This is a genomic window from Streptomyces hesseae (assembly GCF_031845785.1).
Lineage (GTDB): Bacteria > Actinomycetota > Actinomycetes > Streptomycetales > Streptomycetaceae > Streptomyces > Streptomyces hesseae.
The window spans coordinates 42,510-68,306 of sequence record NZ_JAVRFI010000024.1 but is presented as its reverse complement, the minus strand read 5'-3'; the positions used below and the strand labels follow the sequence as shown (position 1 = coordinate 68,306).

General features: G+C 72.2%; 25 protein-coding genes. 19 read left to right on the top strand and 6 right to left on the bottom strand.

Annotated elements, in window-relative coordinates; translation table 11 throughout:
• Window positions 1–36: 36 nt before the first annotated feature.
• The 5 genes from RM609_RS27935 to RM609_RS27915 all read left to right on the top strand — a co-directional run bounded on the left by RM609_RS27935 (window position 37) and on the right by RM609_RS27915 (window position 5,558).
• Window positions 37–279, top strand: coding sequence for a hypothetical protein (locus RM609_RS27935; protein ID WP_311614353.1), 243 nt, complete (start codon window positions 37–39; stop codon window positions 277–279).
• 22 nt (window positions 280–301) lie between these two features.
• Complete coding sequence (locus tag RM609_RS27930; RefSeq protein ID WP_311614390.1) at window positions 302–1,672, top strand: NYN domain-containing protein; 1,371 nt, start codon at window positions 302–304, stop codon at window positions 1,670–1,672.
• A gap of 218 nt (window positions 1,673–1,890) precedes the next feature.
• Window positions 1,891–2,976, top strand: coding sequence for a C40 family peptidase (locus tag RM609_RS27925; RefSeq protein ID WP_311614352.1), 1,086 nt, complete (start codon window positions 1,891–1,893; stop codon window positions 2,974–2,976).
• A 280-nt stretch (window positions 2,977–3,256) separates the two neighbouring features.
• Window positions 3,257–4,333 (top strand): C40 family peptidase, encoded by a 1,077-nt coding sequence (locus RM609_RS27920; RefSeq protein WP_311614351.1) that lies wholly within the window; start codon window positions 3,257–3,259, stop codon window positions 4,331–4,333.
• 34 nt (window positions 4,334–4,367) lie between these two features.
• Complete coding sequence (locus RM609_RS27915) at window positions 4,368–5,558, top strand: hypothetical protein (RefSeq protein ID WP_438828554.1); 1,191 nt, start codon at window positions 4,368–4,370, stop codon at window positions 5,556–5,558.
• Between the two features lie 44 nt (window positions 5,559–5,602).
• On the opposite strand, the gene RM609_RS27910 is transcribed toward RM609_RS27915, so the two are convergent.
• Window positions 5,603–6,841 carry a glycosyltransferase 87 family protein gene (locus tag RM609_RS27910; protein WP_311614350.1) on the bottom strand — a complete coding sequence of 413 codons (1,239 nt, stop codon included), beginning with the start codon at window positions 6,839–6,841 and terminating at the stop codon, window positions 5,603–5,605.
• Between the two features lie 123 nt (window positions 6,842–6,964).
• Between RM609_RS27910 and RM609_RS27905 the strand changes: the two genes are divergently transcribed.
• The gene (locus RM609_RS27905) at window positions 6,965–8,107 is read left to right on the top strand and encodes a glycosyltransferase family 4 protein (protein WP_311614349.1); all 1,143 of its coding nucleotides are present in this window, start codon (window positions 6,965–6,967) and stop codon (window positions 8,105–8,107) included.
• A gap of 54 nt (window positions 8,108–8,161) precedes the next feature.
• On the opposite strand, the gene RM609_RS27900 is transcribed toward RM609_RS27905, so the two are convergent.
• Window positions 8,162–9,958, bottom strand: coding sequence for an AMP-dependent synthetase/ligase (locus tag RM609_RS27900; protein ID WP_311614348.1), 1,797 nt, complete (start codon window positions 9,956–9,958; stop codon window positions 8,162–8,164).
• A 277-nt stretch (window positions 9,959–10,235) separates the two neighbouring features.
• Between RM609_RS27900 and RM609_RS27895 the strand changes: the two genes are divergently transcribed.
• From RM609_RS27895 to RM609_RS27870, 6 genes are all read left to right on the top strand, one after another.
• Window positions 10,236–10,997 (top strand): metallophosphoesterase family protein, encoded by a 762-nt coding sequence (locus RM609_RS27895; RefSeq protein ID WP_311614347.1) that lies wholly within the window; start codon window positions 10,236–10,238, stop codon window positions 10,995–10,997.
• Between the two features lie 84 nt (window positions 10,998–11,081).
• The gene (locus tag RM609_RS27890; protein ID WP_311614346.1) at window positions 11,082–11,531 is read left to right on the top strand and encodes an SRPBCC family protein; all 450 of its coding nucleotides are present in this window, start codon (window positions 11,082–11,084) and stop codon (window positions 11,529–11,531) included.
• Window positions 11,532–11,572: 41 nt separating this feature from the next.
• The gene (locus RM609_RS27885; RefSeq protein WP_311614345.1) at window positions 11,573–12,805 is read left to right on the top strand and encodes an ArsA family ATPase; all 1,233 of its coding nucleotides are present in this window, start codon (window positions 11,573–11,575) and stop codon (window positions 12,803–12,805) included.
• A 58-nt stretch (window positions 12,806–12,863) separates the two neighbouring features.
• Window positions 12,864–13,331, top strand: coding sequence for a DUF5304 domain-containing protein (locus RM609_RS27880; protein ID WP_311614344.1), 468 nt, complete (start codon window positions 12,864–12,866; stop codon window positions 13,329–13,331).
• A 55-nt stretch (window positions 13,332–13,386) separates the two neighbouring features.
• On the top strand, window positions 13,387–14,328 hold the full coding sequence (locus tag RM609_RS27875; protein ID WP_311614343.1) for an ROK family glucokinase: 942 nt from the start codon (window positions 13,387–13,389) through the stop codon (window positions 14,326–14,328).
• A 53-nt stretch (window positions 14,329–14,381) separates the two neighbouring features.
• The gene (locus RM609_RS27870) at window positions 14,382–15,131 is read left to right on the top strand and encodes an endonuclease/exonuclease/phosphatase family protein (protein ID WP_311614388.1); all 750 of its coding nucleotides are present in this window, start codon (window positions 14,382–14,384) and stop codon (window positions 15,129–15,131) included.
• Between the two features lie 9 nt (window positions 15,132–15,140).
• Here RM609_RS27870 and RM609_RS27865 read toward each other — a convergent pair whose 3' ends face one another.
• On the bottom strand, window positions 15,141–15,722 hold the full coding sequence (locus RM609_RS27865) for a hypothetical protein (protein ID WP_311614342.1): 582 nt from the start codon (window positions 15,720–15,722) through the stop codon (window positions 15,141–15,143).
• Window positions 15,715–16,485: an alpha/beta hydrolase gene (locus RM609_RS27860; RefSeq protein ID WP_311614341.1), complete on the bottom strand. Its 771-nt coding sequence runs from the start codon at window positions 16,483–16,485 to the stop codon at window positions 15,715–15,717. The genes RM609_RS27865 and RM609_RS27860 overlap by 8 nt, the downstream gene beginning before the upstream one ends.
• A 138-nt stretch (window positions 16,486–16,623) precedes the next feature.
• Between RM609_RS27860 and RM609_RS27855 the strand changes: the two genes are divergently transcribed.
• From RM609_RS27855 to RM609_RS27840, 4 genes are read left to right on the top strand one after another with little or no spacing between them, the layout of a single operon-like run.
• A complete protein-coding gene (locus RM609_RS27855; protein WP_311614387.1) occupies window positions 16,624–17,388 on the top strand; it encodes a lysophospholipid acyltransferase family protein in 765 nt (254 codons plus the stop codon).
• 26 nt (window positions 17,389–17,414) lie between these two features.
• On the top strand, window positions 17,415–18,644 hold the full coding sequence (gene macS, locus RM609_RS27850) for a MacS family sensor histidine kinase (protein ID WP_311614340.1): 1,230 nt from the start codon (window positions 17,415–17,417) through the stop codon (window positions 18,642–18,644).
• Complete coding sequence (locus RM609_RS27845) at window positions 18,641–19,312, top strand: response regulator (RefSeq protein ID WP_311614339.1); 672 nt, start codon at window positions 18,641–18,643, stop codon at window positions 19,310–19,312. The genes macS and RM609_RS27845 overlap by 4 nt, the downstream gene beginning before the upstream one ends.
• A 53-nt stretch (window positions 19,313–19,365) precedes the next feature.
• Window positions 19,366–20,400: a 6-phosphofructokinase gene (locus RM609_RS27840; protein ID WP_311614338.1), complete on the top strand. Its 1,035-nt coding sequence runs from the start codon at window positions 19,366–19,368 to the stop codon at window positions 20,398–20,400.
• Window positions 20,401–20,529: 129 nt separating this feature from the next.
• Here the strand turns inward: RM609_RS27840 and RM609_RS27835 are convergent, their stop codons facing one another.
• Complete coding sequence (locus RM609_RS27835) at window positions 20,530–22,422, bottom strand: anthranilate synthase family protein (protein ID WP_311614337.1); 1,893 nt, start codon at window positions 22,420–22,422, stop codon at window positions 20,530–20,532.
• Window positions 22,423–22,711: 289 nt separating this feature from the next.
• Between RM609_RS27835 and RM609_RS27830 the strand changes: the two genes are divergently transcribed.
• Together RM609_RS27830 and RM609_RS27825 are read left to right on the top strand one after the other, a co-directional pair.
• Window positions 22,712–24,061 (top strand): class II 3-deoxy-7-phosphoheptulonate synthase, encoded by a 1,350-nt coding sequence (locus RM609_RS27830; protein ID WP_311614336.1) that lies wholly within the window; start codon window positions 22,712–22,714, stop codon window positions 24,059–24,061.
• Between the two features lie 153 nt (window positions 24,062–24,214).
• A complete protein-coding gene (locus tag RM609_RS27825; protein WP_311614335.1) occupies window positions 24,215–24,475 on the top strand; it encodes a (2Fe-2S)-binding protein in 261 nt (86 codons plus the stop codon).
• 20 nt (window positions 24,476–24,495) lie between these two features.
• Here the strand turns inward: RM609_RS27825 and bfr are convergent, their stop codons facing one another.
• Window positions 24,496–24,984, bottom strand: coding sequence for a bacterioferritin (bfr, locus tag RM609_RS27820; protein WP_311614334.1), 489 nt, complete (start codon window positions 24,982–24,984; stop codon window positions 24,496–24,498).
• A gap of 176 nt (window positions 24,985–25,160) precedes the next feature.
• Between bfr and RM609_RS27815 the strand changes: the two genes are divergently transcribed.
• On the top strand, window positions 25,161–25,793 hold the full coding sequence (locus tag RM609_RS27815; protein ID WP_311614333.1) for a sulfite oxidase-like oxidoreductase: 633 nt from the start codon (window positions 25,161–25,163) through the stop codon (window positions 25,791–25,793).
• Window positions 25,794–25,797 lie beyond the last annotated feature (4 nt).

Genomic DNA, 25,797 nt, shown 5'->3' with positions numbered 1-25,797 from the left:
GCACCCCGCGGACCACAGACGAGGACGGACGACACGATGGGCGTTGTTCCCCAGCCGACGGCCGGGACCCGGTGGCGCTGCACCCTGTGCGGCAACCTCACGCGTTTCGATGTCACGCGGACGACCAAGGCCGTGGAGTTCATCCACCTCGACCTGGCGGGGGAGCCCGCGGTGGAGGAGCGCGAGATCGTCAGTGAGACGATCGAGTCCGTGCGTTGCCGCTGGTGCAACGCCGTAGACCAGATCGAGCTGGTGGCCCGGCCGGGCGCCGATGCCTGACGAACGGGAGCGATAAGCGGTGGTGGAGCACACGGACGGCGTGGAGGCGGCCGGTGACGCCGGCGGGGCCGACGACGGCGTCGGCGAGGTGCTCGACCGCCCGCTGCCCGAAGGCATCAGGCGGCGGGTCATCGGGCTCGTCGCGGAGGCGTTCGGCGGGCTGACGGTCACGGAACTGCCGCCCCAGTTGCGGCAGTACGCCCGGTTCACCCCGTCCCGCCGGGCCAAGTTCGCCGGGAACGCCATGGCCGCCGCCGTGGAGAGCGACATGGCCTTCCGGCAGCGGATCTCCGCACGGCTGAGGGAGACCGGCTCGGAGCTGGCGGAGGCCCTGGAGGCCGGTTCGCCGCCGGCGGCGGCCGATCCGGAGGACGTGGCCGCGATGGCCTTCGTGCTGCGGCCGGCCGGCTGGGTCAAGCTGGTCACGGCGGCGGGCGAGGAGGCGGCCCGGGCGAGCGCCGAGCGGGCCGACGAGGAGGCCCGGCACGAGCTGACGCGGCTGCGCGAGGAGCTGGCCGCGGCGCGGGCGGAGGCGAAGGCCGAGGCCGACCGGGTCCGGGCCGAGCTGGACACCGTCCGGCGGGACACCGAATCGTTGCAGCGCAAGCTGCGCAGCGCGCAGAGCGATGTGCGGCGCGGCGAGGCGGCGCTGCGCAAGGCCCAGGGCGAGCTGGAGGCGCTGCGCGCCGAGGCCGCCGCCGAGAAGGCGGCGGCGCAGGGCGAGGCGCGGCGGGCCAAGGCCCGGCTCTCGGAGGCCGAGGCGGCCCTGGAGGCGAGCCGCCGGGCGACGCGCGAGGGCCGTAGCGTCGAGGACGTCCGGCTGCGGCTGTTGCTGGACACCGTGCTGGACGCGGCGCAGGGGCTGCGCCGCGAGCTGGCGCTGCCGCCGGTCTCCGTGCCCCCGGCGGACACGGTGGACGCGGTGCGGCCGGGCACGATGACGCCCCGGGACATCGCGACGCGGGCGCTGTCGGAGACCGATCCGGCGCTGCTGGACCAGTTGCTGGCACTGCCTCAGACGCATCTGCTCGTCGACGGCTACAACGTCACCAAGACCGGCTATCCGACGATGCCGCTGGACAAGCAGCGGCTGCGGCTGCTGGGCGGGCTGGCGATGCTGGCCGCGCAGTCCGGCGCCGAGGTCACGTGCGTCTTCGACGGCGCGGAGCTGGCCGCGCCGGTGCTGCTGGCGCCGCCGCGCGGGGTGCGGGTGCTGTTCAGCAAGCCGGGTGTGACGGCGGACGAGCTGATCCGTCAGCTGGTGCGGGCCGAGCCGCCGGGCCGGCCGGTCGTGGTGGTCTCCACCGACCGCGAGGTGGCGGACGGGGTGGCCAAGGCGGGGGCGCGCCCCGTGGCATCGGCCCTGCTGCTGAAGCGACTTGCACGCACCTGACCGTCAAGTGGTCATTACCGACTGTGTCAGGTTGGTAAAGGATGCGTCGCTGACCAAGATTTTTCGCACGAAAATTTGAACGGTGGCGACGGTGGTCACTAGGGTCGTGCCTCGAACCTTCATCCGGCAGTTCATCCGTTCGGGATGCGCGGTGAAGGTCCCGCCGCGCCCCAGGACTTCGCACGGCGGGCGGCCCAGAGAAGAAGGAGCTCGTCTCCGTGGCGTCCCACCGTCGTCCCAAGAAGCCGAGCCGCACTCGGGCCACCGTGCTCACCGCGACCGCGGCCATGGCCGTCGCCCTCTCCGCGCAGGCCGCGCACGCCGACACCAAGCTGTCGAAGTCCGAGGCCAAGGACCAGGTCGACAAGCTCTACGAAGAGGCCGAGCAGGCCACCGAGAAGTACAACGGGGCCAAGGAGCAGCACGACAAGCTGGAGAAGCAGGTCAGCGAGCTCCAGGACAAGGTCGCGCGCGGCCAGGACGAGCTCAACCGGATGCGCGGCGCCCTCGGCCTGATAGCCACCTCGCAGTACCGCACCGGCTCGATCGACCCCACGCTCCAGCTGCTGCTCACCTCGGACCCGGACACCTATCTGGACCGGGCCTCCAGGCTCAACCAGCTGAGCGCCAAGCAGGCCGACACCCTCCGGCTGATGGCCGCCAAGCAGCGCACCATCAAGCAGGACCGCGCGCAGGCCGCCGGCAAACTCTCGGACCTGGAGTCCACCCGCAAGGCGCTCTCGGACCGCAAGGACGAGATCCAGGGCAAGCTGGCCGACGCCCAGAAGGTGCTCAACCAGTTCTCCGAGCAGGAGCGCGCCGAGATCACCGGCGCGGACCAGAAGGGCGCCTCCGGCGGCAAGGCCTCCGGCAGCGATGCCTCCGGCGGCAAGAGCGGTGACAGCGGCCGCGCCAACCGCTCCGAGACCCGCCCGAACATCCCCGCCGGCTCCGGCCACGGCGCCGCCGCCCTGGCCTACGCGCAGAGCCAGGAGGGCAAGCCCTACGAGTACGGCGCGACCGGAATGTCCACCTGGGACTGCTCCGGCCTCACCCAGTGGGCCTACGGCCAGGCCGGCGTCTCCCTCCCGCGCATCTCCCAGGACCAGGCCAACGCCGGCACCCGGATCTACGACCAGAGCCAGCTCAAGCCCGGCGACCTGGTCATCTTCTACGGCGACCAGCACCACGTCGGCCTCTACGCGGGCAACGGCCAGGTCTTCCACGCGCCCCGGACGGGCGCCTATGTGCGCTACGAGGCGATGGGCAACATGCCGTTCCAGTTCGGTGTACGCATCGGCTGATCCGATCAACGCTGATTGGATCAACACCTCTGCTGACCCTCCGCCGTTCATCACTTCCGCCGCGCCATGCCGCCCTTTCGGGCGAATCACGACTACGGCAAGTGACACCGCGCCCCGCCGATGACCTGCGTCTGACGGCGGGGCGCCGTTTTTGCCGCCCGCGAGGTCTTTGAACCGGGGGCGAGCACGCCGCTACTGTCTGGCCCGCGGTGCCCGGCCGTCGTCCGCCCGTCGACCGGGCGGCAGGGTCCGCACACAGTGGAAGGGAGTGCGGCACCCCGTGGCGTCCCATCGCCGTTCGCAGTCCGGTCTCACCCAGAGTGTCCGGGTCACCGTCCTGTCCGCCGCCATGGCCACCGCCGCGGCCGCCATCTCGGCGGCTCCCGCGCTCGCCCGGCCCGGTGCCCCCGCCGACGACTCCAAGGCCCCCGGGACGGTGAAAGCACAGCTCGACCGTCTCTACGAACAGGCCGAGCGGGCCACCGAGAAGTTCAACGCGGCGGGGGAGCGAGCCGACGCCCTGCGGGAGCGCGTGGAACAGGTCGCCGACCGCGTCGCGCGCGGCCAGGAGAAGGTCAACCGGATGCGCGACGCCCTCGGACTGATCGCCACCGCCCAGTACCGCCACGGTGCCGTGGACCCCGCCATCGAGCTCATCCTCTCCTCGGACCCCGACGGCTACCTCGACAAGGCCGCCACCCTCGACCGCGTCACGGGCCGTCAGGCCGAGCAGCTGCGCGCCCTGCTGGCCGCCCAGCGCACCCTGCGCCAGGAACGCCAGGAGGCCGCCCGCACCCTCGCCGAGCTGGAGGACAGCCGCCGGGCGGTCGAGCAGCACAAACGGGAGGTCGAGGACAAACTCACCATCGCCCGCCGGCTGCTCAACTCCCTGCCGGACGCCGACCGCGAGCAGTACGCCCGCGCCTCGCGCTCCGAGGAGCGCTCGGGCGGCCCGCTACGGGCCGCCGCCCTGCCGTCCATCGGCGACGTCGCCGCCGAGGCCGTCGGCTCCGGCCGGGGGCTCGCCGCGGCCATGGCGGTCCGCCAGGCCGTCGGCTCGCCCTACGCCTGGGGCGCCACCGGGCCGGGCGCCTTCGACTGCTCCGGGCTGATGCAGTGGGCGTACGGGCGGGCCGGGGTGGGCCTGCCGCGCACCTCGCAGGCGCAGCGCAACGCCGGGCGGCACGTCTCCCTCTCCCAGGCCCGCCCCGGAGACCTGGTGATCTACCGCGACGACGCCAGCCACGTGGGGATGTACGTGGGCAATGGCCAGGTCGTGCACGCGCCCTACCCGGGGGCGCGGGTGCGCTACGACCGGGCCGACATGATGCCCATCTCGTCCGTCACCCGCCCCTGAGGGCGGCCGCCCGCACGGTGCGTACGATGCGGGGGTGACGGACGGTGACGGTGGCGGCGGCAGGCCGATCGGGCGGCGGGCGGTGTGCGGCTTCGGACTCGGCCTCGGACTCGGGCTCGCCGCGGCCGCGCTGACGGGCTGCGGTCCCGGTGCCCCCGCCGATCCCCCCGAGCCGGACGCGGCGTCCGTGCGGCGGCTGCTCGACCGCTGGGCGGCGGCGGTACGGCAGCGGGACGAGAACGCGTACCTCGCCGTCATCGACCCCGCGGCCGACGGCTACCGCGCCGAGCGCCGCCTGGTGTTCGCCAATCTCGCCGCCGTGCCGCTGGCTTCCTGGGAGTACCGGCCGGTGCGGCTCACGGGCACGGCGGCCGAGGCGGAGCTGCGCTACCGGCTCGCGGGGTACGACACGGCTCCCGTCACCGCCCCGCTCCGGCTGACGCTGACGCGGCGGGACGGCCGCTGGTACGTGGCCGGGCAGGAGGCCGGGCACGCGGCGGGGCAGCTGTGGGAGCAGGGCCGGGTCACGGCCGTCCGGGGCGGGCGGAGCCTCGTCCTGGGCGTGGGCCAGGACGAGCGCCTGCTGCGCGAGGTGGCCGGCCTCGCGGACACCGCGGTACCGGCGGTGGACGCGGCGTGGGGCGGGCGCTGGGCGAAACGCGTGGTGGTCGAGGTGCCCGCCTCCCTGGAGCGGATGGGCGCCCTCCTGGAGACGCCCGCCGCGAACTACCGGGGGATGGCGGCCGTGGCCATCGGCGACCGGGTCGTCGTCAATCCCGAGGCGTACGGGGAGCTCGGCGACTTCGGGCGGCGGATCGTGCTCACGCACGAGACGGTGCATGTCGCGACGCGGGCGGTGACGACGGCGGCCACGCCGAAGTGGCTCTCCGAGGGCTTCGCCGACTGGGCCGCGTACCGCGGCACGGACCGCACGGCCCGGCAGGCCGCCCCCGAACTCGCCGCGTCCGTCGACGCGGGCGACCTGCCGTCGGGGCTCCCCGCGAACGGCGACTTCGCCTTCACAGGCGAGGCGGGACGCTTGGCGCGGGCCTACGAGGGGGGCTGGCTGGCCTGCCGCATGATCGCGGAGGGGTGGGGGGAACGAGGGCTTGTGGAGTTCTACCGGGTGGCGGGGGAGGGGAAGGACGGCTTCCGGGAGGTGTTGGGCGTGAGCGCGGGGGACTTCACGGCACGGTGGCGGTCGTATGTGGCTGATGCCTTTTGAGGTGGCCTCCGCGTTGTGCCCACCGGGCCGCACCCGGCCACGGCCTAGCTCGGCACCAGCGCAGACTCCCGCTCCGGCGGCTCCGGCTCCCCCTCCGGCTGGTGACCTTCGGTCACCGTCTCGCGCCAAAGGCGCGAACACGCCACAACCGTCGCCGCCACCAACAACCCGTTCCGCAACGTAAGCGTCGCCACCCCCAACTTGTCGCTCGCCACCACATGCGAGAACCAGATGGGAAACTCCAGCTGCGTCAGCGGCGCAGCCAGCAGCACCAGCAGAATCGGCAACCGCTGCCGCGGCGTCCGCATCGTGACGCAGACGGCCGCCAGGCCGATCAGCCAGATCATGTACTGGGGGCTGATCACCCGGCTCGTGGTGGTGAACAGCAGCACCGCCGCGAACGCCGCGTCGTACGGCGTCGTCGGCGTGAAGCGGCGGGACCGCAGCCGCCACAGCAGCAGCCAGCCGAACGCCAGCACGCTCAGCCCCAGGGCCAGCGCGCTCACCGCGTGGACGTGCCGGCCGAGGAATTCCACCGAGCCGTAGTTGAGGCGTGCCTTGCCGTGCCAGCCGATGTGCCGGGCCAGGTGGAAGACCAGCGATCCCAGGGACTCCACCTCGGTGCCCCGGTCGCGCTGGAAGGTCAGGAACGCCAGTGCCCCCGGCATCGCGGCCGTGAAGAACATGCCCAGCACCCCCGCCGTCACCAGGGCCGCGCTCCAGACGGACCGGGTGGCGCGGCCGCGCGGGGTGCCGATGAACAGCAGGACCGGCCAGATCTTGAGCAGTGCGCCGAAGCCCATCAGGGATCCCGCCAGCCGGGTGCGGCGGCCCACCGCCAGCAGGGCGGCGACGGCGACGGCGGTGACCATCACGTCGTAACGGGCGTAGACGATCGGCCCGAGCAGCGGTACGCCCGTCACCCACACCCAGACGCCCAGCGGGCCTCGCCTGCTGTCGCGCACCGAGTAGAGGAGCATCCCCATGACGGCCGCGTCGGCCGCGAGGCAGAGGACGAAGAACGCCGGCGCGTAGTGGAGGAACGGCAGCAGTCCGGGGGCGAGCACGGCCAGCGCGGCGGCCGGCGGGTACTGCCAGGTCACGTCGTCGTACGGGAAGATGCCGCCGCGCAGGACGCCGTACCAGCCCTGGTAGATCACCTCGATGTCGACGGACACGTCCGAACCGGGCATGTCCCACACCCGGAACACGCACATCATCAGAACGGCCCGGGTGACGGCCCACACCCCGATCGAGAGCCGCAGACCAGTGCCCGCCACCATCACTTCACCTCATCCCGCTGTAAGCGCGTGGTAACTGAGAGGAATCATGCCGGTCGAGGGGGCCCGCACGCGCGGCGACGCGGCGCGGTTGACGGCTGTTCGAACCCGGTACTGTCGGCGGCGATGCACAAGACCCTGATCGTCACGAACGACTTCCCGCCCCGCCCCGGCGGCATCCAGGCCTTCCTGCACAACATGGCGCTGCGCCTGGACCCGGCGAGCATCGTCGTCTACGCCTCCACCTGGAAGCGGAGCGAGGAGGGCCGCGAGGCCACCGCCCGCTTCGACGCCGAGCAGCCCTTCCCGGTGGTTCGCGACCGGACGACGATGCTGCTGCCCACGCCCCGGGTGACCCGGCGCGCGGCCGAGCTGCTGCGGGAGCACGGCTGTACGTCGGTGTGGTTCGGGGCGGCCGCGCCGCTGGGGCTGATGGCGCCCGCGCTGCGGCGGGCCGGGGCCCGCCGGCTGGTGGCCACCACCCATGGGCACGAGGCGGCCTGGGCCCAGTTGCCGGGTTCGCGGCAACTGCTGCGCAGGATCGGCGAGGGCGTCGACACGATCACCTATCTGGGCGAGTACACGAGGTCCCGGATCGCCTCCGCGCTGACGGACGAGGCGGCGGCGCGCATGGCGCAACTGCCGCCCGGGGTGGACGAGAAGACATTCCATCCCGCCTCCGGCGGCGCCGAGACCCGGGCCCGGCTCGGGCTCGCGGACCGGCCGGTCGTGGTGTGTGTCTCCCGGCTCGTCCCCCGCAAGGGCCAGGACACCCTGATCGAGGCCATGCCCCGGGTCCTCGCGGCCGTGCCCGACGCGGTGCTGCTGATCGTCGGCGGCGGCCCCTACGCCGACGACCTGCGCGAGCTCGCCGCCAAGACCGGTGTGGCCGACGCGGTCCGCTTCACCGGGCCCGTCCCCTGGGAGGAGCTGCCCGCCCATTACGGCGCGGGCGACGTCTTCGCGATGCCCTGCCGTACGCGCCGGGGCGGCCTGGACGTCGAGGGGCTCGGCATCGTCTACCTGGAGGCGTCCGCGACGGGCCTGCCGGTGGTCGGCGGGGACTCGGGGGGCGCCCCGGACGCGGTGCTGGAGGGGGAGACGGGTTATGTCGTCCGCGGCGGTTCCGCCGAGGAGGCGGCCGACCGGATCGTCACCCTGCTGAAGGACCCGGAGCTGCGCCGCCGCATGGGCGAGCGCGGGCGCGCGTGGGTCGAGGAGCGCTGGCGCTGGGACCTGCTGGCGGAGCGGTTGAAGGAACTCCTCTAGCAATGGGTAAGGGGCTCGCGCATTGGCGCGAGCCCCTTACCCATTGACGGCCGGTCAGCCGTGGTAGATCGCCTCGATCTCGTCCGCGAAGTCCTTCGCGACAACGCTCCGCTTGAGCTTCAGCGACGGCGTCACATGGCCGGAGGCCTCCGTGAACTGCGCGGGGAGGATGCGGAACTTGCGTACCGACTCGGCCTTGGAGACCGCCGCGTTGCCGTCGTCCACGGCCTTCTGCACATCGGCGAGCAGGTCCGGGTCGTCGGTCAGCTCGGCGGCCGTGAGTCCGGCGGGCTTGCCGTGCTGTTCCAGCCAGCGCGGCAGGAAGTCCTCGTCCAGGGTGACCAGCGCGCCCACGAACGGGCGGCCGTCGCCGACGACCATGCACTCGGCGATCAGCGCGTGCGCCCGGATGCGGTCCTCGATCACGGCGGGGGCGACGTTCTTGCCGCCGGCGGTGACGATGATCTCCTTCTTGCGGCCGGTGATGCGCAGGAAGCCGTCCTCGTCGAGGGTGCCGAGGTCACCGGTGTGGAACCAGCCGTCGGAGAGCGCCTCGGCCGTGGCGGCCTCGTTGTTCCAGTAGCCGGTGAACAGGTGCTCGCCGTGCAGCAGCACCTCGCCGTCGTCGGCGATCCGCACCACCGAGCCCGGCAGCGGCTGCCCGACCGTGCCGATCCTCGGCTTGTCCCAGGGGTTGAAGGCGGTGGCGGCGCACGTCTCCGTCAGGCCGTAGCCCTCCAGCACCGTGAAGCCGATGCCCCGGTAGAAGTGGCCCAGCCGCTCGCCCAGCGGGGCGCCGCCGGAGATCGCGTGCGTGGCCCGGCCGCCGAGCACCGCGCGGAGCTTGCTGTAGACCAGCTTGTCGAAGATCTTGTGCTTCAGCCGCAGGCCGAAGGAGGGGCCGGCCGCGGTGTCCAGCGCCCGGCTGTAGGCGATGGCCGTCTCCGCGGCCCTGTCGAAGATCTTGCCCTTGCCGTCGGCCTGGGCCTTGGCCCGGGCGCCGTTGTAGACCTTCTCGAAGACGCGCGGCACGCCCAGCACCAGCGTGGGGCGGAAGCTCTGGAGGTCGTCGGTGAGGTTGCGGATGTCGCTGACGAGGCCCAGCCGGATCGGGGCCATCACCGAGGCGATCTCGACCAGGCGGCCGAAGACATGGGCGGCGGGCAGGAACAGCAGCACGGACGACTCGCCCACGTTGAACAGCGGCTTGAGTCGCTCGACGACATTGCCGCACTCCGCGAAGAAGCTGCGGTGGGTGAGCACACAGCCCTTGGGGCGGCCCGTGGTGCCGGAGGTGTAGACGATGGTCGCCGGCGAGTCCGCGGTGGCCAGCGCGCTGCGCTCGTCCACCGCCTCGTCCGACAGCGACTCGCCCGCGGCCCGCAGCCGGTCCAGGGCGCCGTGCTCGATCTGCCAGATGTCGGCGAGGTCCGGCAGCCGGTCGCGCACCGACGCGACCGCCGCCTCGTGCGCCGGCGTCTCCACCAGGCAGGCCACGGCGCCGGAGTCGCCGAGGATCCACTGGATCTGCTCGGGGGAGCTCGTCTCGTAGACCGGCACGGTCACCGCGCCCGCGCTCCAGATGGCGAAGTCCAGCAGCGCCCACTCGTAGCGGGTGCGCGACAGCAGGCCGATCCGGTCGCCCGGCTTGATCCCCGAGGCCATCAGTCCCTTAGCTGCGGCCCGCACCTCCGCCAGAAAGCCGGCGGCGGTGACGTCCTCCCAGCGGTCGTCGACCTTGCGCCCTATGACGGCCACCTCGGGGTGGAGAGCGGCGTTCCGGCGGATGAGATCCGTCAGGTTGCCGTCGGCGGGGACCTCGTACAGGGCCGGAAGGCTGAACTCGCGCAAGACTGCTGCTCCTCGTCGGGCGCCGGCGCCGCCGCGTCTTCGAGGGGCGCTGCGTCGGCTGCGGTCCATTGATCAGGCAGGGGGTGCTGGACAGCGTGGACTGCCCGGACGTTACCCACCAGTACGGATTTCGAATAGAGGGTCGTGCCCAGATGTTCCATGCGTCACATGCCACGGGACCGCTCCCCGCACCCTAGCCCCTCGGCCAGGTGACCGGGAAGTAACCGCAGGTCGGGACCCTTCCGGAGGCCCCGCCACAGCACCTAGGGTGATCCGTATGCGAGTCCATGTGGTCAGCGACGTGCACGGCAACGCCGAGGGACTGGCGCGCGCCGGCGACGGCGCCGACGCCCTGGTCTGCCTCGGGGACCTGGTCCTCTTCCTCGACTACGCCGACCACTCGCGCGGCATCTTCCCCGAGCTGTTCGGCGTCGAGGCCGCCGACCGGATCGTCGAGCTGCGCACCGCCCGCCGCTTCGAGGAGGCCCGCACCCTCTCCCGGGCGCTGTGGGAGGGCATCGACCGCGACAAGGCGGTGGAGGAAGCGGTGCGCAAGCAGTACGCCGAGCTCTTCGCCGCCTTCCCCACCCCCACCTACGCCACCTTCGGCAATGTGGACATCCCCACCCTCTGGCCGGAATTCGCCCGCCCCGGCACCACCGTCCTCGACGGCGAGCGCGTCGAGATCGGCGGCCTCGTCTTCGGCTTCGTCGGCGGCGGCCTGCGCTCGCCCATGCGCACCCCCTACGAGATCGACGAGGAGACCTACGCCGCCAAACTCGCCGCCCTCGGCGAGGTCGACGTGCTCTGCTCCCACATCCCGCCCGACGTGCCCGAGCTCTGCTACGACACCGTCGCCCGCCGCTTCGAACGCGGCAGCGCGGCCCTGCTGGAGACCATCCGCGCCACCCGCCCCAGATACGCGCTCTTCGGCCATGTTCACCAGCCGCTGGCGCGCAGGATGCGCATCGGGGCGACCGAATGCGTCAATGTCGGCCACTTCGCCTCCACCGCGACACCCTGGGTGCTGGAGTGGTGACTCGCGGCGGGAGGTAGCCTGCACCGGCAGACCTTTCAGCTGACCATTCACCAGGGCGCGCACCGGTACGGAGGAGCCACACAGATGGCCGAACACACCAGCTCGAGCATCACTATCGAGGCGACGCCGGCAGAGGTCATGGCGGTCATCGCCGACTTCGGCCGCTACTCGGAGTGGACGGGCGAGGTCAAGCAGGCCGAGGTGCTCGAGACGGACGAGCAGGGCCGCGCCAGCAAGGTGCGCCTGGTCCTCGACGCCGGCGCCATCAAGGACGACCACACCCTCAACTACAGCTGGCCCGCGGCCGGCGTCGTCGAGTGGTCCCTGGACAAGTCCCAGATGCTGCGCCAGCTCGACGGCTCGTACAGCCTGGAGCCCGAGGCCGGCGGCAAGCACACCAAGGTGACGTACACGCTCACCGTCGATGTGAAGATCCCGATGCTCGGCATGATCAAGCGCAAGGCGGAGAAGGTCATCATCGACCGCGCCCTCGACGGGCTGAAGACCCGCGTCGAGAGCGGCGCCGCGTCCTGACCCCCTGACCATCACGCACCACTCCGCCTGAAGGGCTCTCCTTGCGCACGGTCCTCGTCACCGGTCCCGGCGGCGCGGGCCGCACCACCGTCGCGGCGGCCACCGCGCTGGCCGCCGCCCGCGCGGGACGCCGCACACTGCTGCTCACCAGCGACCGCGGCCCCGCCCCGGACACCGTCCTCGGCACCGCCCTCCCCACCGAGGGCGCCGACGACGGCCGGGGCGGACCGTGGGCGCCGCCCGTGGCGGCCGCCCCCGGACTGTGGGCCGCCCGCGTGGCCCCGGCCGCGCACTTCCGCGCCCTGGCCGGCGACCTCCAGGAGCGCGGCACCTCCGTCTTCGACCTCCTGGGCGCCACCCCCCTCGACCCCGAGGAGCTCACCGAACTCCCCGGCGCCGAACCCCTGGCGCTGCTCGCCGCCCTCCGGGCCGCCCACGCCGAGCCGGACCGCTGGGACCTCCTCGTCGTCGACATGCCGCCCCTGCTGGAGACCGTCGCCCTGCTGGGCCTCCCCGAGCAGCTCGGCCGCTATCTGCGCCGCCTGCTGCCCCCCGAGCGTCAGGCCGCCCGCGCGCTGCGCCCGATGCTCGCCCAGCTCGCCGGCGTGCCCATGCCCGCCCAGCGGCTCTACGAGACCGCCGAACGCTGGCAGCAGGAGCTGACCGCCGTCCGCGACGTCCTGGAGGCGCCCGGCACGACCGTCCGGCTCGTCGCCGAACCCGGCCCGCAGGCCCTCGCCGCCCTGCGCGCCGCCCGCGCCGGGCTCGCCCTCCAGGGCTGCCGGATCGATTCGCTCGTGGCGAACCGGCTGCTGCCCGAGGACTCCACCGACCCCTGGCTGGCCGCGCTCGCCGCCGAACGGCGCGGCGCCCATAAGACACTGTGCGAGGAGTTCCTCGCCGACGGCGTCACCGTGCGCGAACTGCCCCACCTCGGCCGCGCCCCCCAAGGTCTCGACGACCTGGAGGTCCTGGCCGCCCGCGCCACCCTGCCCACCGCGGACCGCCCGCCCGCCGAACCCTGGACCGTCGAGGACCGCCTCGCCGCCGACGGGATGCTGATCTGGCGGATCCCGCTGCCCGGCGCCTCGCGCGAGGGCCTCGGCCTCGTCCGCCGGGGCGACGAACTCGTCGTCTCCGCCGGACCGTTCCGCCGCGTCCTCACCCTGCCCTCCGCACTGCGCCGCTGCGGTGTCGCGGGGGCCGGGCTGCACGACGGCGAGCTGTGCGTGCGCTTCGTCCCCGACCCCGGCCTGTGGCCCCGGACGCCCTGAAACGGCCCGGCGGCGTTCGGGTAACGTCGAAGGAAAATCCAGCCAGCGGGAGTCCGTCATGAGCGAAGCCACCGAGCGCCCCGGCCCCGGCCCCGGCCGGGAGCCCGACCCCGACGCCTGGGAACGGGCCTGCGCCGAGGACCTCGCCGCCGAGAACGCCCGCCGCCGCGCGGCCGGCGGACCGGGCGAGCAGCCCGGCAGCGCCGCCGAGGAGCTGCGCAAACTCGTCGAGGCCGTCGCCGACAAGGTCTCCTCCTTCCAGCTGCCGCTCGCGGGAGCGGCCGCGCAGGGAGCCGTACGGGAGATCGTCGAGCAGGCCAAGGCGGCCGCCCTGCCCGTCATCGAGCGCAACCCCGAGGTCTTCGACCACCTGGCCTCCGCGGGCTCCGAACTGCTGGCCGCCTACCGCGCCGCCGTGACCAGACAGGAGGCGCGCTGGACCCGCGACGAGCCGGCGCACGAGCCCCCCGCGCCGCGCGAGGGCGAGGCGAAGAGCGGGGGTAGTGAGCGCATCGACCTCGACTGATCCACCTCCGGTACGGTTAGCCCTGGCGGGGTTCGAGCGAAAAACTGAGGTTCACATGGGACTCACCATCGGCGTCGACATCGGCGGCACGAAGATCGCGGCCGGCGTGGTCGACGAAGAGGGCTCGATCCTCGCGACGTGCAAGGTGCCGACCCCGGACACCCCCGAGGGCGTGATCGACGCGATCGCCGACGCGGTCCGTACGGTCAGCGAGGGCTTCGAGGTCGAGGCCGTCGGCATCGGCGCCGCCGGCTACGTGGACGACAAGCGGGCCACGGTCCTCTTCGCCCCGAACATCAACTGGCGCCACGAGGCGCTCAAGGACAAGGTCGAGCAGCGCGTCGGCCTCCCGGTCGTCGTCGAGAACGACGCCAACGCCGCCGCCTGGGGCGAGTACCGCTTCGGCGCGGGCCAGGGCCACGACGACGTCATCTGCATCACCCTCGGCACCGGCCTCGGCGGCGGCATCATCATCGGCAACAAGCTCCGCCGCGGCCGCTTCGGCGTGGCCGCCGAGTTCGGCCACATCCGCGTGGTGCCGGACGGCCTCCTCTGCGGCTGCGGCAGCCAGGGCTGCTGGGAGCAGTACGCGTCGGGCCGCGCGCTCGTCCGCTACGCCAAGCAGCGCGCCCAGGCCACCCCGGAGAACGCCGAGATCCTGCTGGCCATGGGCGACGGCACCCCCGAGGGCATCGAGGGCAAGCACATCAGCGACGCCGCCCGCCAGGGCGACCCGGTGGCCATCGACTCCTTCCGCGAGCTCGCCCGCTGGGCCGGCGCGGGCCTGGCCGACCTGGCCTCGCTCTTCGACCCCTCGGCGTTCATCGTCGGCGGCGGCGTCTCCGACGAGGGCGACCTCGTCCTCGACCCGATCCGCAAGTCCTTCCGCCGCTGGCTCGTCGGCGGACAGTGGCGCCCCCACGCACAGGTGCTCGCCGCTCAGCTGGGCGGCAAGGCCGGTCTGGTGGGAGCGGCCGACCTGGCCCGTCAGGGCTGAACCGTAGGAAGCGTTCCTTTACGGAGGGACGACTGAGCGGAGGGGCGATGCTCATGCTCGCGGACCTGCCGGAATCCACGACCGAAGCGGAAGCGTCCGTGGTCCGCGTGCTCTCCTACAACATCCGCTCCATGCGTGACGACGTCGCGGCGCTTGCCCGGATCATCCGGGCCTGTGCGCCCGACGTCGTCTGCGTTCAGGAGGCGCCGCGCTTCTTCCGCTGGCGCAAGGCGGCGGCCCGCCTCGCCCGGGAGTCGGAGCTGGTGTACGTCACCGGCGGCGCGACCGCCTCCGGTCCGATGATCCTCACTTCCCTGCGCGCCCATGTGGAGCGTGCGGAGGCCCTGCTGCTGCCCCGGCACCGCGGTCTCCACCAGCGGGGGCTGGCCACGGCCGTCCTGCGTTTCGGGCAGGCCCGGCTGGGGGTCGTCAGCTGCCATCTGAGCATCGACGCGGACGAGCGGTACGCCCAGGGGCGGCTGCTGCTGGAGCGGGTACGGGGGCTGGGGGTGCCGCACGCCGTCGTGGCGGGCGACCTCAACGACCGGCCCGACGGGCGGACGTTCGGCCTGCTGGCCGGCGAACTCCAGGACGGCTGGGCCGTCGAGCCGTGGGGGCGTGAGCACACGACACGGCTCGGCGACCCGCTTCAGCGGATCGACGCGGTCTTCGCGACCGGGGGCGTCGAGGTGCTGGGGTGTGGGGTGCCGATGGGGCTGACGGGGGTGAGCGAGGCGGATCTGCGATCCGCCACGGATCACCTGCCGGTGCTGGCGGCGGTACGGGTGCCGGCCGCTCCCTGAACGGGAGAGTTAGACCACCGCTCCGCGGCCCGGGTCGTCATCGTCCTCGTCGCCGTCCTTCATGCGCAGGACGAGCGTGGCGAAGCCGCCCAGGAAGCCGCCCACCCCCAGGGTCGTCACCCACCAGGTCAGCTCCTGGCGCAGCAGCACCATGATGAGGAGCAGCAGGGGGCCGCCGAGGACCGCGATCCAGGCGAAGCGCGAGGTGACGTCGCCCGTCGGCAGGGGCGGGGGCTCCGGCGGGATGAAGTGGCCCTCGTCCGCCGCCGTGCCGCCGGTCCTGCCGGTCTCGGCGGGCTCGGTGGGCTCCGGCGTGGTCCAGTCGCGGGGGCCGACGCCGGGGGCGAAGACGATGGAGCCGCCCGGCCGCTCGGGCCCGGCCGACGTGGGCTTCTCCTCGGGGGCCGGCTCGGTGCCGGTGGTCTCCGGCGCGGCGTCCTTCACCTCGTCCAGGTCGCCGGTCGCGGGCCAGCGGCCCTTCTCCGGGTCCGGCTGCTCGCCGTACGCGGCGACGAGCTCGGCCCAGGCGCGGTCCTCGTCCAGCGGGTCGCGGCTGTCGTCGCGGTCGCGGTTCGCGTCGGGCTCAGCCATGGGACGCCGCCGCGGGGGAGCCGACGAGCCGGCTGATGAAGGCGTGGGTCTGCTCGAAGATCGTCTCCGCGTCGTGGTCCAGGGTGGCCACGTGGTAGCTCTTCTCCAGCAGTCGCTCGGTGACGTCCAGGGAGGAGACCCGGGAGAGGATGCGCGCCGAGTCGGCTGGCGGCACCACATGGTCCTGGGGGCTGCGCATCAGCAGCAAGGGCTGCGTCACCTGTGGCAGTTCGGAGTCCAGCTTCCGCAGGAAGCCGCGGAAGGAGTGCGCCGCCTGGAGCGGCACCCGGTCGTAACCGGTCTCCTCGACGCCCGGCTTGGCTATGTCGCTGGCGATGCCTTTGGTCGTCCGTACGAGGTGGCGCGTCACGGGCAGCGTCCGGGCGGCCAGGCCGTGCACCTTGTTGGCGGGGTTGACCAGGACGACGCCGGAGACCGCCTCCCCGTGGCGGGCGGCGAGGCGCAGCGTCAGGGCGCCGCCCATCGACAGTCCGCACACGAAGACCCGGGAGCACCGCTCCCGCAGCCTCCACAGCTCGCGGTCGACCTCCGCGTACCAGTCCTGCCAGCCCGTGATCGCCATGTCCTGCCAGCGGGTGCCATGACCCGGCAGCAGGGGGAGCGAGACCGTCAGGCCCCGTTCCGCGAGATAATTGGCCCAGGGCCTTACGGACTGCGGGGAACCGGTGAAGCCGTGACACACAAGGACGCCGACCTCTCCGCCGTCATGGCGGAACGGCTCGGCTCCGGGGAGGAGCGGCACCGGGATCTCCGATCAAGGAACGAGACAACGGGAAACGAGAGGGTCTGGCCCTCAGCCTACGCGGAGCGCCGCACGGGGGGTAGGCAGGTTAAGGTCTCCTCGTCACACACAGGAGGTTCTCGGTTGTTCTACGGCGCAATGAAGCTGTCCATCGGCGGGTCGCTGAAGCTTGCCTTCCGGCCGTGGGTGGAGGGCTTGGAGAACATCCCGGCCGAGGGGCCCGCGATTCTCGCGAGCAACCACCTGTCGTTCTCGGATTCTTTCTTCCTTCCCGCGGTTCTCGATCGCAAGATCACGTTTATCGCCAAGCAGGAATACTTCACCTCCCCCGGAGTCAAGGGGAAGCTGACGGCGGCGTTCTTCAAGGGCGTCGGCCAGCTCCCGGTCGACCGTTCCGGTGCCCGTGGTGCCGGTGAGGCCGCGATCAAGAGCGGTATCGAGGTGCTGGAGCGCGGTGAGCTCTTCGGTATCTACCCGGAGGGCACCCGTTCCCCGGACGGCCGTCTCTACCGCGGCAAGCCCGGCGGTCTCGCCCGGGTGGCGCTGGCCACCGGCGCCCCGGTGATCCCCGTCGCGATGATCGACACGGAGAAGGTGCAGCCGCCCGGGAAGGTCCTGCCGAAGATGATCCGGCCGGGCATCCGGATCGGAAAGCCGCTGGACTTCAGCCGTTACCACGGCATGGACGGCGACCGCTTCATCCTCCGCTCGGTGACCGACGAGGTCATGTACGAGATCATGAAGCTCTCCGGCCAGGAGTACGTCGACATCTACGCGACCGCCGCCAAGCGGCAGATCGCGGAGGAGGCGAAGCAGAAGGCCGAGGAGGAGAAGGCGGCGAAGGCCGCCGGACTCGAGAAGGCCGGCAAGACGGAGAAGGCGGAGGAGAAGCCCGAGGCGTAGCCGCCCGGGCCCGGGGGGTCACGTCCATGACACAACGCACCGGCACCGGGCGACCGCGTGCCGTGCGGATGTCGGTGGAGCTGCCGCTGTGGCGTGCCCTCACCGGCTATCGCATCCTCACACTCGGCTACGCGCTGGCCCTGTTCTGCGTCAACTATCACGAATACGCACACCCGCTCGGTGCGGCGCTCTATATGGGCGTACTCACCCTGTGGATGCTGTTCACCTGGAACAAGGTCTCGGCCCCCGAGCGCTGCACCAGGTCCTTCCTGATCGCCGATCTCACGATCGCACTCGGCGGAGTCCTGCTCAGCGCCGTCGTCGACTCCGCCGAGCGCGTCGACGGAGGCGCGGCCACCCTCCCGTCCATCTGGACCGGCGGCGCGGTACTGGGCCTGGCCATCAAGGGCGGCTGGCGCTGGGCGGCCGTCGGCTCCACGCTGGTCGCCGCCGCCAATCTCGTCGAGCGCGGCCACCCGGCCCGCGACACCGTCCACAATGTGGTCCTGGTCTGGGTCTCCAGCATCGCCATCGGCTACATCGTCGAGGTCGCCCGCGCCAGTGAGCGCACCCTCGCCCGCGCCCTCCAGATCGAGGCGGCCACCCGGGAGCGCGAGCGCCTCGCCCGCGACATCCACGACAGCGTCCTCCAGGTCCTCGCCATGGTGCAGCGCCGGGGCGCGGCCCTCGGCGGCGAGGCGGCCGAGCTGGGCCGGCTGGCGGGCGAGCAGGAGATCGCCCTGCGCACCCTGGTCGCCGGTGGCCTGGTGCCCCCGCAGGGCACGTCGCGGCAGCTCGCCGAGGACGCCGAGCTCGTACGGTCCGCGGGCGCCCCGCCGCGCCCCCCGGAGGGGCCCTGCGACGTGGGCGCGCTGCTCGCACCGCACGCGGGGGCCGCCGTCTCCTACGCCGGGCCCGGCACGCCCGTCCTCCTGGAGTCGGCCGCGGCGGCGGAGCTGGCGGCCGCCGTCGGCGCCGCACTGGACAATGTCCGCGAGCACGCCGGGGACGGCGCGCGGGCCTGGATCCTGCTGGAGGACGAACCGGACGCCGTGATCGTCACCGTGCGGGACGACGGGCCCGGCATCGCCGAGGGCCGGCTGGCGGCGGCCGAACGGGAGGGGCGCATGGGCGTCGCCCTGTCGATCCGCGGCAGACTCCGGGACCTGGGCGGCAGCGCCGAGCTGCTGTCCGTGCCCGGCCAGGGCACAGAAGTCGAATTGAGAGTCCCACGGGGGAGCGAGGCCGGGAAATGAGCGACGAACAGACCGTGAAGGTCATGGTGGTCGACGACCACCCCATGTGGCGCGACGCCGTCGCCCGCGACCTGGCCGCCGCCGGGTACGACGTGGTGGCCACCGCCGGCGACGGCCCCCAGGCGGTACGCCGGGCCCAGGCCGCCGCACCCGACGTCCTGGTCCTCGACCTCAACCTGCCCGGCCTGCCCGGCGCGGCCGTCTGCAAGCAGCTGGTGGCGGACCGCCCCGAGCTGCGCGTCCTGGTGCTCTCCGCGAGCGGCGAGCACGCCGACGTCCTGGAGGCCGTCAAGTCCGGCGCCACCGGCTATCTGCTGAAGTCCGCCAGCACGGAGGAGCTCGTGGACGCCGTCCGCCGCACGGCCGTGGGCGACCCCGTCTTCACCCCGGGCCTGGCCGGGCTCGTCCTCGGCGAGTACCGCAGGCTGGCCGCCGACCCCGCCCCCGCCGCGCCCGACGAGCCCCGGGCACCCCGGCTCACCGACCGCGAGACGGAGGTCCTCCGCCTCGTCGCCAAGGGACTGTCGTACAAGCAGATCGCCGAACGGCTGGTTATTTCCCACCGGACGGTGCAGAACCATGTGCAGAACACCTTGGGCAAGCTCCAGCTGCACAACCGCGTGGAGCTCGTCCGCTACGCGATAGAGCGAGGTCTCGACGACGCCTGACCACGCGTTTCCGGCCGGGCGGCTTCGGACCCCCGGCGAACGGAAGGTGTGTCATGCGGATCGGAGTGCTCACCGGCGGCGGCGACTGCCCCGGCCTCAACGCGGTCATCCGTGCGATCGTCCGCAAGGGCGTCCAGGACCACGGTCACGACTTCATCGGCTTCAAGGACGGCTGGCGCGGCCCGCTCCACGGCTCCGCCGTCCCCCTCGGCATCCCGGCGGTACGGGGCATCCTGCCGCGCGGCGGCACGATCCTCGGATCCTCCCGCACCAACCCCTTCAAGGAGCCCGACGGCGTCCGCCGCATCACGGAGAACCTCGCCGAGCACGGCGTGGACGCCCTCATCGCCATCGGCGGCGAGGACACCCTCGGCGTCGCCGCCCGGATCGGCGGCGAGTACGGCGTCCGCTGCGTCGGCGTGCCCAAGACCATCGACAACGACCTGTCCGCCACCGACTACACCTTCGGCTTCGACACCGCCGTCAACATCGCCACCGAGGCCATCGACCGCCTCCACACCACCGCCGAGTCCCATATGCGGGTCCTCGTGGTCGAGGTCATGGGCCGGCACGCGGGCTGGATCGCCCTCCACTCCGGCCTGGCGGGCGGCGCCAACGTCATCCTCGTCCCCGAGGTGCGGTTCGATGTGGACGAGGTCTGCGGGTGGGTCACCTCCCGCTTCCGGGCGAGCTACGCCCCGATCGTGGTCGTCGCGGAGGGCGCGATGCCGCAGGACGGCGACCTGGTCCTGAAGAACGCCGCCACGCCACTGGACTCCTTCGGGCACGTCCGGCTCTCCGGGGTGGGGGAGTGGCTGGCGAAGGAGATCGAGTCCCGCACGGGGAAGGAGGCGCGGACGACCGTGCTGGGGCATGTGCAGCGGGGCGGCACGCCCAGTGCGTTCGATCGGTGGCTGGCTACGCGGTTCGGGTTGCACGCCATTTCGGCTGTGCACGAGGGGGACTTCGGCGCGATGGTCGCGCTGCGGGGTGCGGATATCGTCCGCGTTCCCTTGGCCGATGCCACGGCACGCCTGAAGACGGTGCCGTTGGCTCTGTACGAGGAGGCCAAGACGTTCTTCGGCTGACCCGCCGCGTGGGGTTTTCCGCGCCTTCGGCGCGGTCCTCCCCCACCCGCCCGCCCGATGCCCACCCACGTCATGACGTTTCGGGGTGATCGGGCGGGCGGGTGGGCGAAACCGCCGCGGTAGCGGCGGCTACACCAGGACGGCGGAGAGCAGCTCCGCCACGATCGCCGACCCGTTCAGCGTCAGCACCGACTCCGGGTGGAACTGCACACCGGCAAAGCCCGGCCCGCGCAGCGCGTGCACATCCCCCGTGCCGGGATCCCGGCACAGCTCCACGCCCTCGGCAGCGTCACCGCGCGCCGTAAACGTGTTGTAGAAGCCGACGGTCTCGGGCCGCCCGAAGAAGTCGATCCGCTCCTGCGCCCCCTGGAACGGCACGTCCTTCCGCACGATCTCCATCCCCAGCTCCGCCGCGATCAGCTCGTGCCCCAGGCACACGCCCAGCAGCCCGTGGTGGTGCCCGCGCAGCAGGTCGCCCGCCAGCCCGCGCAGCGTCCGCATCTTCGGGTCGGCGGCGTCCGACGGGTTCCCGGGGCCGGGCCCCAGCACCACCGGGCCCTCGTGGCCCAGCGCCGCCTCCCGCAGCCCGGGCTCGTCGTAGCGCCGCACCGACACCGTCAGCCCCGAGGTGCGCAGCAGATGGGCGAGCATCGCCGTGAAGGTGTCCTCGCCGTCGACGACCAGAGCGTGTCCGCTCAGCTCGGGGGCGGAGTCGGTGGAGTGCATCCGCAGCCAGAAAGGGGCCAGGTCGGCGCGGCGGGCGTCCAGCGCGCTCCGTACGCGGGGGTCGTCGGACAGCCGTACGTCCGGTGCCGTCGCCCGGCGTACGGGGCCCCGGCGCACGCCGAGGGCCGTCAGGACGCCCGCCGCCTTGGCGTGGGTCTCGGCGACCTCGCCGCGCGGGTCGGATCGGCGCACCAGCGTCGCGCCGACGCCGACCCGGAGCCGGCCGCGCCGGTCGATGTCGGCGGTGCGGATGAGGATGGGCGAGTCCAGGCTCTGGGCGCCGCCCGCGTCCCGGCCGATGAGGGCGAGGGCGCCCGCGTAGTAGCCGCGGCCGTGGGGCTCGTGGCGCTCGATGACGCGGCAGGCGTTCTGCACGGGGGAGCCGGTGACGGTCGCGGCGAACATCGTCTCGCGCAGCACGTCGCGCACGTCCAGCGAGGAGCGTCCGCGCAGCTCGTACTCGGTGTGCGCGAGGTGGGCCATCTCGCGCAGCCGGGGGCCGACGACGACGCCGCCCATGTCGCCGACGGTGCACATCATCTTCAGTTCCTCGTCGACGACCATCGAGAGCTCCTCGACCTCCTTGGGGTCGTGGAGGAAGTCGAGCAGGTCGTCGGCGGACGGGCCGCCGGCGGGATAGCGGTAGGTGCCGCTGATCGGGTTCATGACGACCGTGCCGCCCGCCATCCGGACGTGCACCTCGGGGCTGGCGCCCACCAGCGTGCGTTCGCCGGTGTGGACGATGTACGTCCAGTAGGCGCCGCGCTCGCCCGACAGCAGCCTGCGGAAGAGGGCCAGCGCGTCGGAGGCGTGGAAGCCGTGGATCTCGCCCTCGAAGGTGCGGCGGATGACGAAGTTGGCGCCCTCGCCCGTGCCGATCTCGTCCTCGACGACACGCCGGACGATCTCCGCGTATTCGTCGTCGGCCACGTCGAAGGCCCCGCCCTCCACCCGTACGTCGTGGGTGGGCAGCGCGCCGAGGACCTCCTCCAGCGGCAGCTCGTGGGCCTCGTCCGGCCGCAGGACCAGCAGGGGGGTGCCGTCGTCGCGGACGTCGAAGCCGCGCTCGCGGATCTGGCGGAAGGGCACGAGGGCCAGCGCGTCGTGCACGGGCGCGCCGTCGGCGGGCGGTCCCGCCGGGAGCGGGATGTCGGTCAGGTGCTCCACCTCGGCGACCGGGCCGGTGAGCACTTCGACGACGTCCTCCGGACGGCCGGGAGTGCGGCGGTGGAGCAGGGCGAAGGGCGGGTGGTCCGCGGCGGTGAGCCGGGCGAGGAGGGCGGCGGTGCGGGACATGGGCGGAGTTCCTTCCTGGTGGGGGAGGAACGGCCCTCGTCATTCGGCGCCGGAGACGCCGAAGGCCGCCCCTCGGGGCGGCCTTCGCGAGCGCTGGTGGGTACGCGCGTCAGTGGGCCGCCGAAGGAGCGGTCCACCACCACAGCTGGTTGGAGAGCACGTACATGAGCGGCACAGTACCCGACGGCCGGTCGCGGTGTCGCCGGTTTTCCCTGGATCTGTCTCAGTGCGTGTCTCAGAGTCCGGTCCGGCCCTTGGGTCGTCGCCGCGACCCCGTAATGTTGAGGGCGTGACCGTGAACGCTGAAATCCACGCCGGTGGCAACACCTGGCGCTCCCTGCCCGCGGCGCAGCAGCCTGACTGGCCGGACCAAGAGGCTCTGCGCGATGTGATCGCCGAGCTCGAGTCCTATCCGCCTCTCGTCTTCGCGGGCGAGTGCGACCAGCTGCGCCAGCGTCTGGGAGCCGTCGCCCGTGGAGAGGCGTTCCTGCTTCAGGGCGGCGACTGCGCCGAGGCCTTCGACGCCGTCGGCGCCGACCAGATCCGCAACAAGCTCAAGACCCTCCTCCAGATGGGCGCGGTGCTGACGTACGCCGGTTCGGTGCCGGTCGTGAAGGTCGGCCGTATCGCCGGCCAGTACAGCAAGCCGCGCTCGAAGCCGACCGAGACCCGCGACGGCGTGACCCTGCCGACCTACCGCGGCGACTCGGTCAACGGCTTCGCCTTCACCCCCGAGGCCCGTACGCCGGACCCGCAGCGGCTGAAGCGGATGTACCAGGCCTCGGCCTCCACGCTGAACCTGGTGCGCGCCTTCACCACCGGTGGCTACGCCGACCTGCGCCAGGTCCACGCCTGGAACCAGGACTTCGTGAAGTCCTCGCCCTCCGGACAGCGCTACGAGCAGCTGGCCCGCGAGATCGACCGCGCGCTGAACTTCATGAACGCCTGTGGGGTGGACCCGGAGGAGTTCAAGACCGTCGAGTTCTACGCGTCCCACGAGGCGCTGGTCCTGGACTACGAGTCCGCGCTGACCCGTGTGGACTCGCGCACCGGGCAGCTGTACGACGTCTCGGGCCACATGGTCTGGATCGGTGAGCGCACCCGGCAGCTGGACGGGGCGCACATCGAGTTCGCCTCGAAGATCCGCAACCCGATCGGGGTGAAGCTCGGGCCGACGACGACGCCCGAGGACGCGCTCACCCTCATCGAGCGGCTCGACCCCGAGCGCGAGCCGGGCCGGCTGACGTTCATCACCCGGATGGGCGCGGACAAGGTCCGCGAGAAGCTCCCCACCCTGGTGGAGAAGGTCACCGCCTCCGGTGCGCAGGTGGCCTGGATCTGCGACCCGATGCACGGCAACACCTTCGAGGCGGCCTCGGGCCACAAGACCCGCCGTTTCGACGACGTGCTGGACGAGGTCAAGGGCTTCTTCGAGGTCCACAAGGCCCTCGGCACCCACCCGGGCGGCATCCACGTCGAGCTCACCGGTGACGACGTCACCGAGTGCGTGGGCGGCGGTGACGAGATCTTCGTCGACGACCTCCACCAGCGCTACGAGACGGCGTGCGACCCCCGCCTCAACCGCAGCCAGTCCCTGGACCTGGCGTTCCTGGTCGCCGAGATGTACCGCGACCAGTAGGAACAGCGCATAGCGAGACGCCGTGGGGCGCGGATCGACGTGATCCGCGCCCCACGGCGTTGTTTTTCGGCCGCCCGGGCGGGTAAGGTAAGGGTAACCTTATTGATCAATAAGGTCTTCGGCCCTTCGTTTCCCCGGCAAGGCGGTGACCGCGTGTACGTCTGCTCGTGCTTCGGCATCACGGAGCAGCAGGTGCGCGAGCACGCGGACAAGGGGGCGTGCACCCCCCGCAAGATCGCTTCCGCCTGCAAGGCCGGCACCGACTGCGGCAGCTGTGTGCGCCGTATCCAGGCCCTGCTCGGCCGGGGCTCGTGCCCCCGCCGGGAGCTGGCCGACCAGGGGGACGTCGATGTGCTGGGCGCCGATACGGTGCTTATACCGGCCCCCGAGTCCATGGCGTCGGCCGCCGCCTAGCCGCGAGCCGGTACCGCCGCCTAGTCGCTCCCGCCGTTCTCCTGCTCGATGAACTGCGCGATGTACAGCGGCTCACCGAGTTTCTCGATCAGCTCCAGCTGGGTGTCGAGATAGTCGATGTGATCCTCCTCGTCCGCGAGGATCGACTCGAAGATATTGGCCGAGGTGATGTCGCCCTTGGCTCGCATGACCTCCACCCCGCGCCGCAGCCGGTCGATGGCCTCGACCTCTACCTGGCGGTCGGCCTGGAACATCTCGGTGATCGACTGGCCGATCCGGACGTGGAAGAGCCGCTGGTAGTTGGGCAGCGCCTCCAGGAAGATGATCCGGTCGGTCAGGACCTCCGCGTGCCGCATCTCGTCGAACGACTCGGCCCGGGTATGTGAGGCGATCTTGGTCCAGCCGTGGTGTTCCTGGAGTTTGGCGTGCAGGAAGTACTGATTGATGGCGGTCAGCTCGGCCGTCAGCTGTTCGTTGAGGAACTCGATGACCTCGGGGTCTCCCTGCATTCGCAGAGGCTCCTTCCCAGCGGGTGTCCAGCGGATTGCGCGCATCCTCGCACCACCCGGGGGAACCGTCCAGTAAGTTCACACTTAGTGGGAGTTGCCCGAATAAGGCGTGATGAGGCCCGTCCTGGGCCGTCCCCCGGTCATCAGCACCCCCATGGGTCTGACACCATTGAGCCATGGGGCTCTCGAAAAATACCGAAAGCCGCAAAGGGGAACATCTTCAGCTGCCCCCGGGGCAGCGGCTCCAGCGCGGATGGCCGGTGACGCATTACGGCCCGGTACCGAAGTTCAAGCCGGACCGCTGGGAGTTCCGTGTCTTCGGATCGACCGCCGACGGCGACAAGCGCTGCTGGACGCATGACGAATTCTCCGCGCTGCCGTATACGACGGTGGTGGCGGATCTGCACTGCGTCACGAAGTACAGCATGCTCGACGCCGAGTGGGGTGGGGTTTCGGCCCGTACGATCCTCGAACTGGCGCCGCCCGCGCCCGAGGTCACACATGTGATGGTGTGGGCCGAGTACGGCTACAGCTCGAATCTGCGGCTGTCCGACTTCACCGCGGAGCAGACCATCTTCGCCACCCACAAGGACGGCGAACTCCTCACCGCCGAGCACGGCTTCCCCGCCCGGCTGGTCGTCCCGCACCTCTACGCCTGGAAGGGCCCCAAGTGGGTGCGCGGCGTGGAGTACATGACCGCCGACCGGCGGGGCTTCTGGGAGGAGCGGGGCTACCACAACGTGGGCGACCCCTGGGGCGAGCAGCGCTACTCCTACCAGGAGCTGCCCGGCGAGGGGCCGGAGCTCTAGGCTC

Coding starts and splice junctions, on each gene's coding strand:
- RM609_RS27935 (WP_311614353.1), top strand. CDS start 37: ATGGGCGTTGTTCCCCAGCCGACGGCCGGGACCCGGTGGCGCTGCACC.
- RM609_RS27910 (WP_311614350.1), bottom strand. CDS start 6,841: ATGGTGGCGGGCACTGGTCTGCGGCTCTCGATCGGGGTGTGGGCCGTC.
- RM609_RS27905 (WP_311614349.1), top strand. CDS start 6,965: ATGCACAAGACCCTGATCGTCACGAACGACTTCCCGCCCCGCCCCGGC.
- RM609_RS27895 (WP_311614347.1), top strand. CDS start 10,236: ATGCGAGTCCATGTGGTCAGCGACGTGCACGGCAACGCCGAGGGACTG.
- RM609_RS27890 (WP_311614346.1), top strand. CDS start 11,082: ATGGCCGAACACACCAGCTCGAGCATCACTATCGAGGCGACGCCGGCA.
- RM609_RS27880 (WP_311614344.1), top strand. CDS start 12,864: ATGAGCGAAGCCACCGAGCGCCCCGGCCCCGGCCCCGGCCGGGAGCCC.
- RM609_RS27875 (WP_311614343.1), top strand. CDS start 13,387: ATGGGACTCACCATCGGCGTCGACATCGGCGGCACGAAGATCGCGGCC.
- RM609_RS27870 (WP_311614388.1), top strand. CDS start 14,382: ATGCTCGCGGACCTGCCGGAATCCACGACCGAAGCGGAAGCGTCCGTG.
- RM609_RS27865 (WP_311614342.1), bottom strand. CDS start 15,722: ATGGCTGAGCCCGACGCGAACCGCGACCGCGACGACAGCCGCGACCCG.
- RM609_RS27855 (WP_311614387.1), top strand. CDS start 16,624: ATGAAGCTGTCCATCGGCGGGTCGCTGAAGCTTGCCTTCCGGCCGTGG.
- macS (WP_311614340.1), top strand. CDS start 17,415: ATGACACAACGCACCGGCACCGGGCGACCGCGTGCCGTGCGGATGTCG.
- RM609_RS27845 (WP_311614339.1), top strand. CDS start 18,641: ATGAGCGACGAACAGACCGTGAAGGTCATGGTGGTCGACGACCACCCC.
- RM609_RS27840 (WP_311614338.1), top strand. CDS start 19,366: ATGCGGATCGGAGTGCTCACCGGCGGCGGCGACTGCCCCGGCCTCAAC.
- RM609_RS27835 (WP_311614337.1), bottom strand. CDS start 22,422: ATGTCCCGCACCGCCGCCCTCCTCGCCCGGCTCACCGCCGCGGACCAC.
- bfr (WP_311614334.1), bottom strand. CDS start 24,984: ATGCAGGGAGACCCCGAGGTCATCGAGTTCCTCAACGAACAGCTGACG.
- RM609_RS27815 (WP_311614333.1), top strand. CDS start 25,161: ATGGGGCTCTCGAAAAATACCGAAAGCCGCAAAGGGGAACATCTTCAG.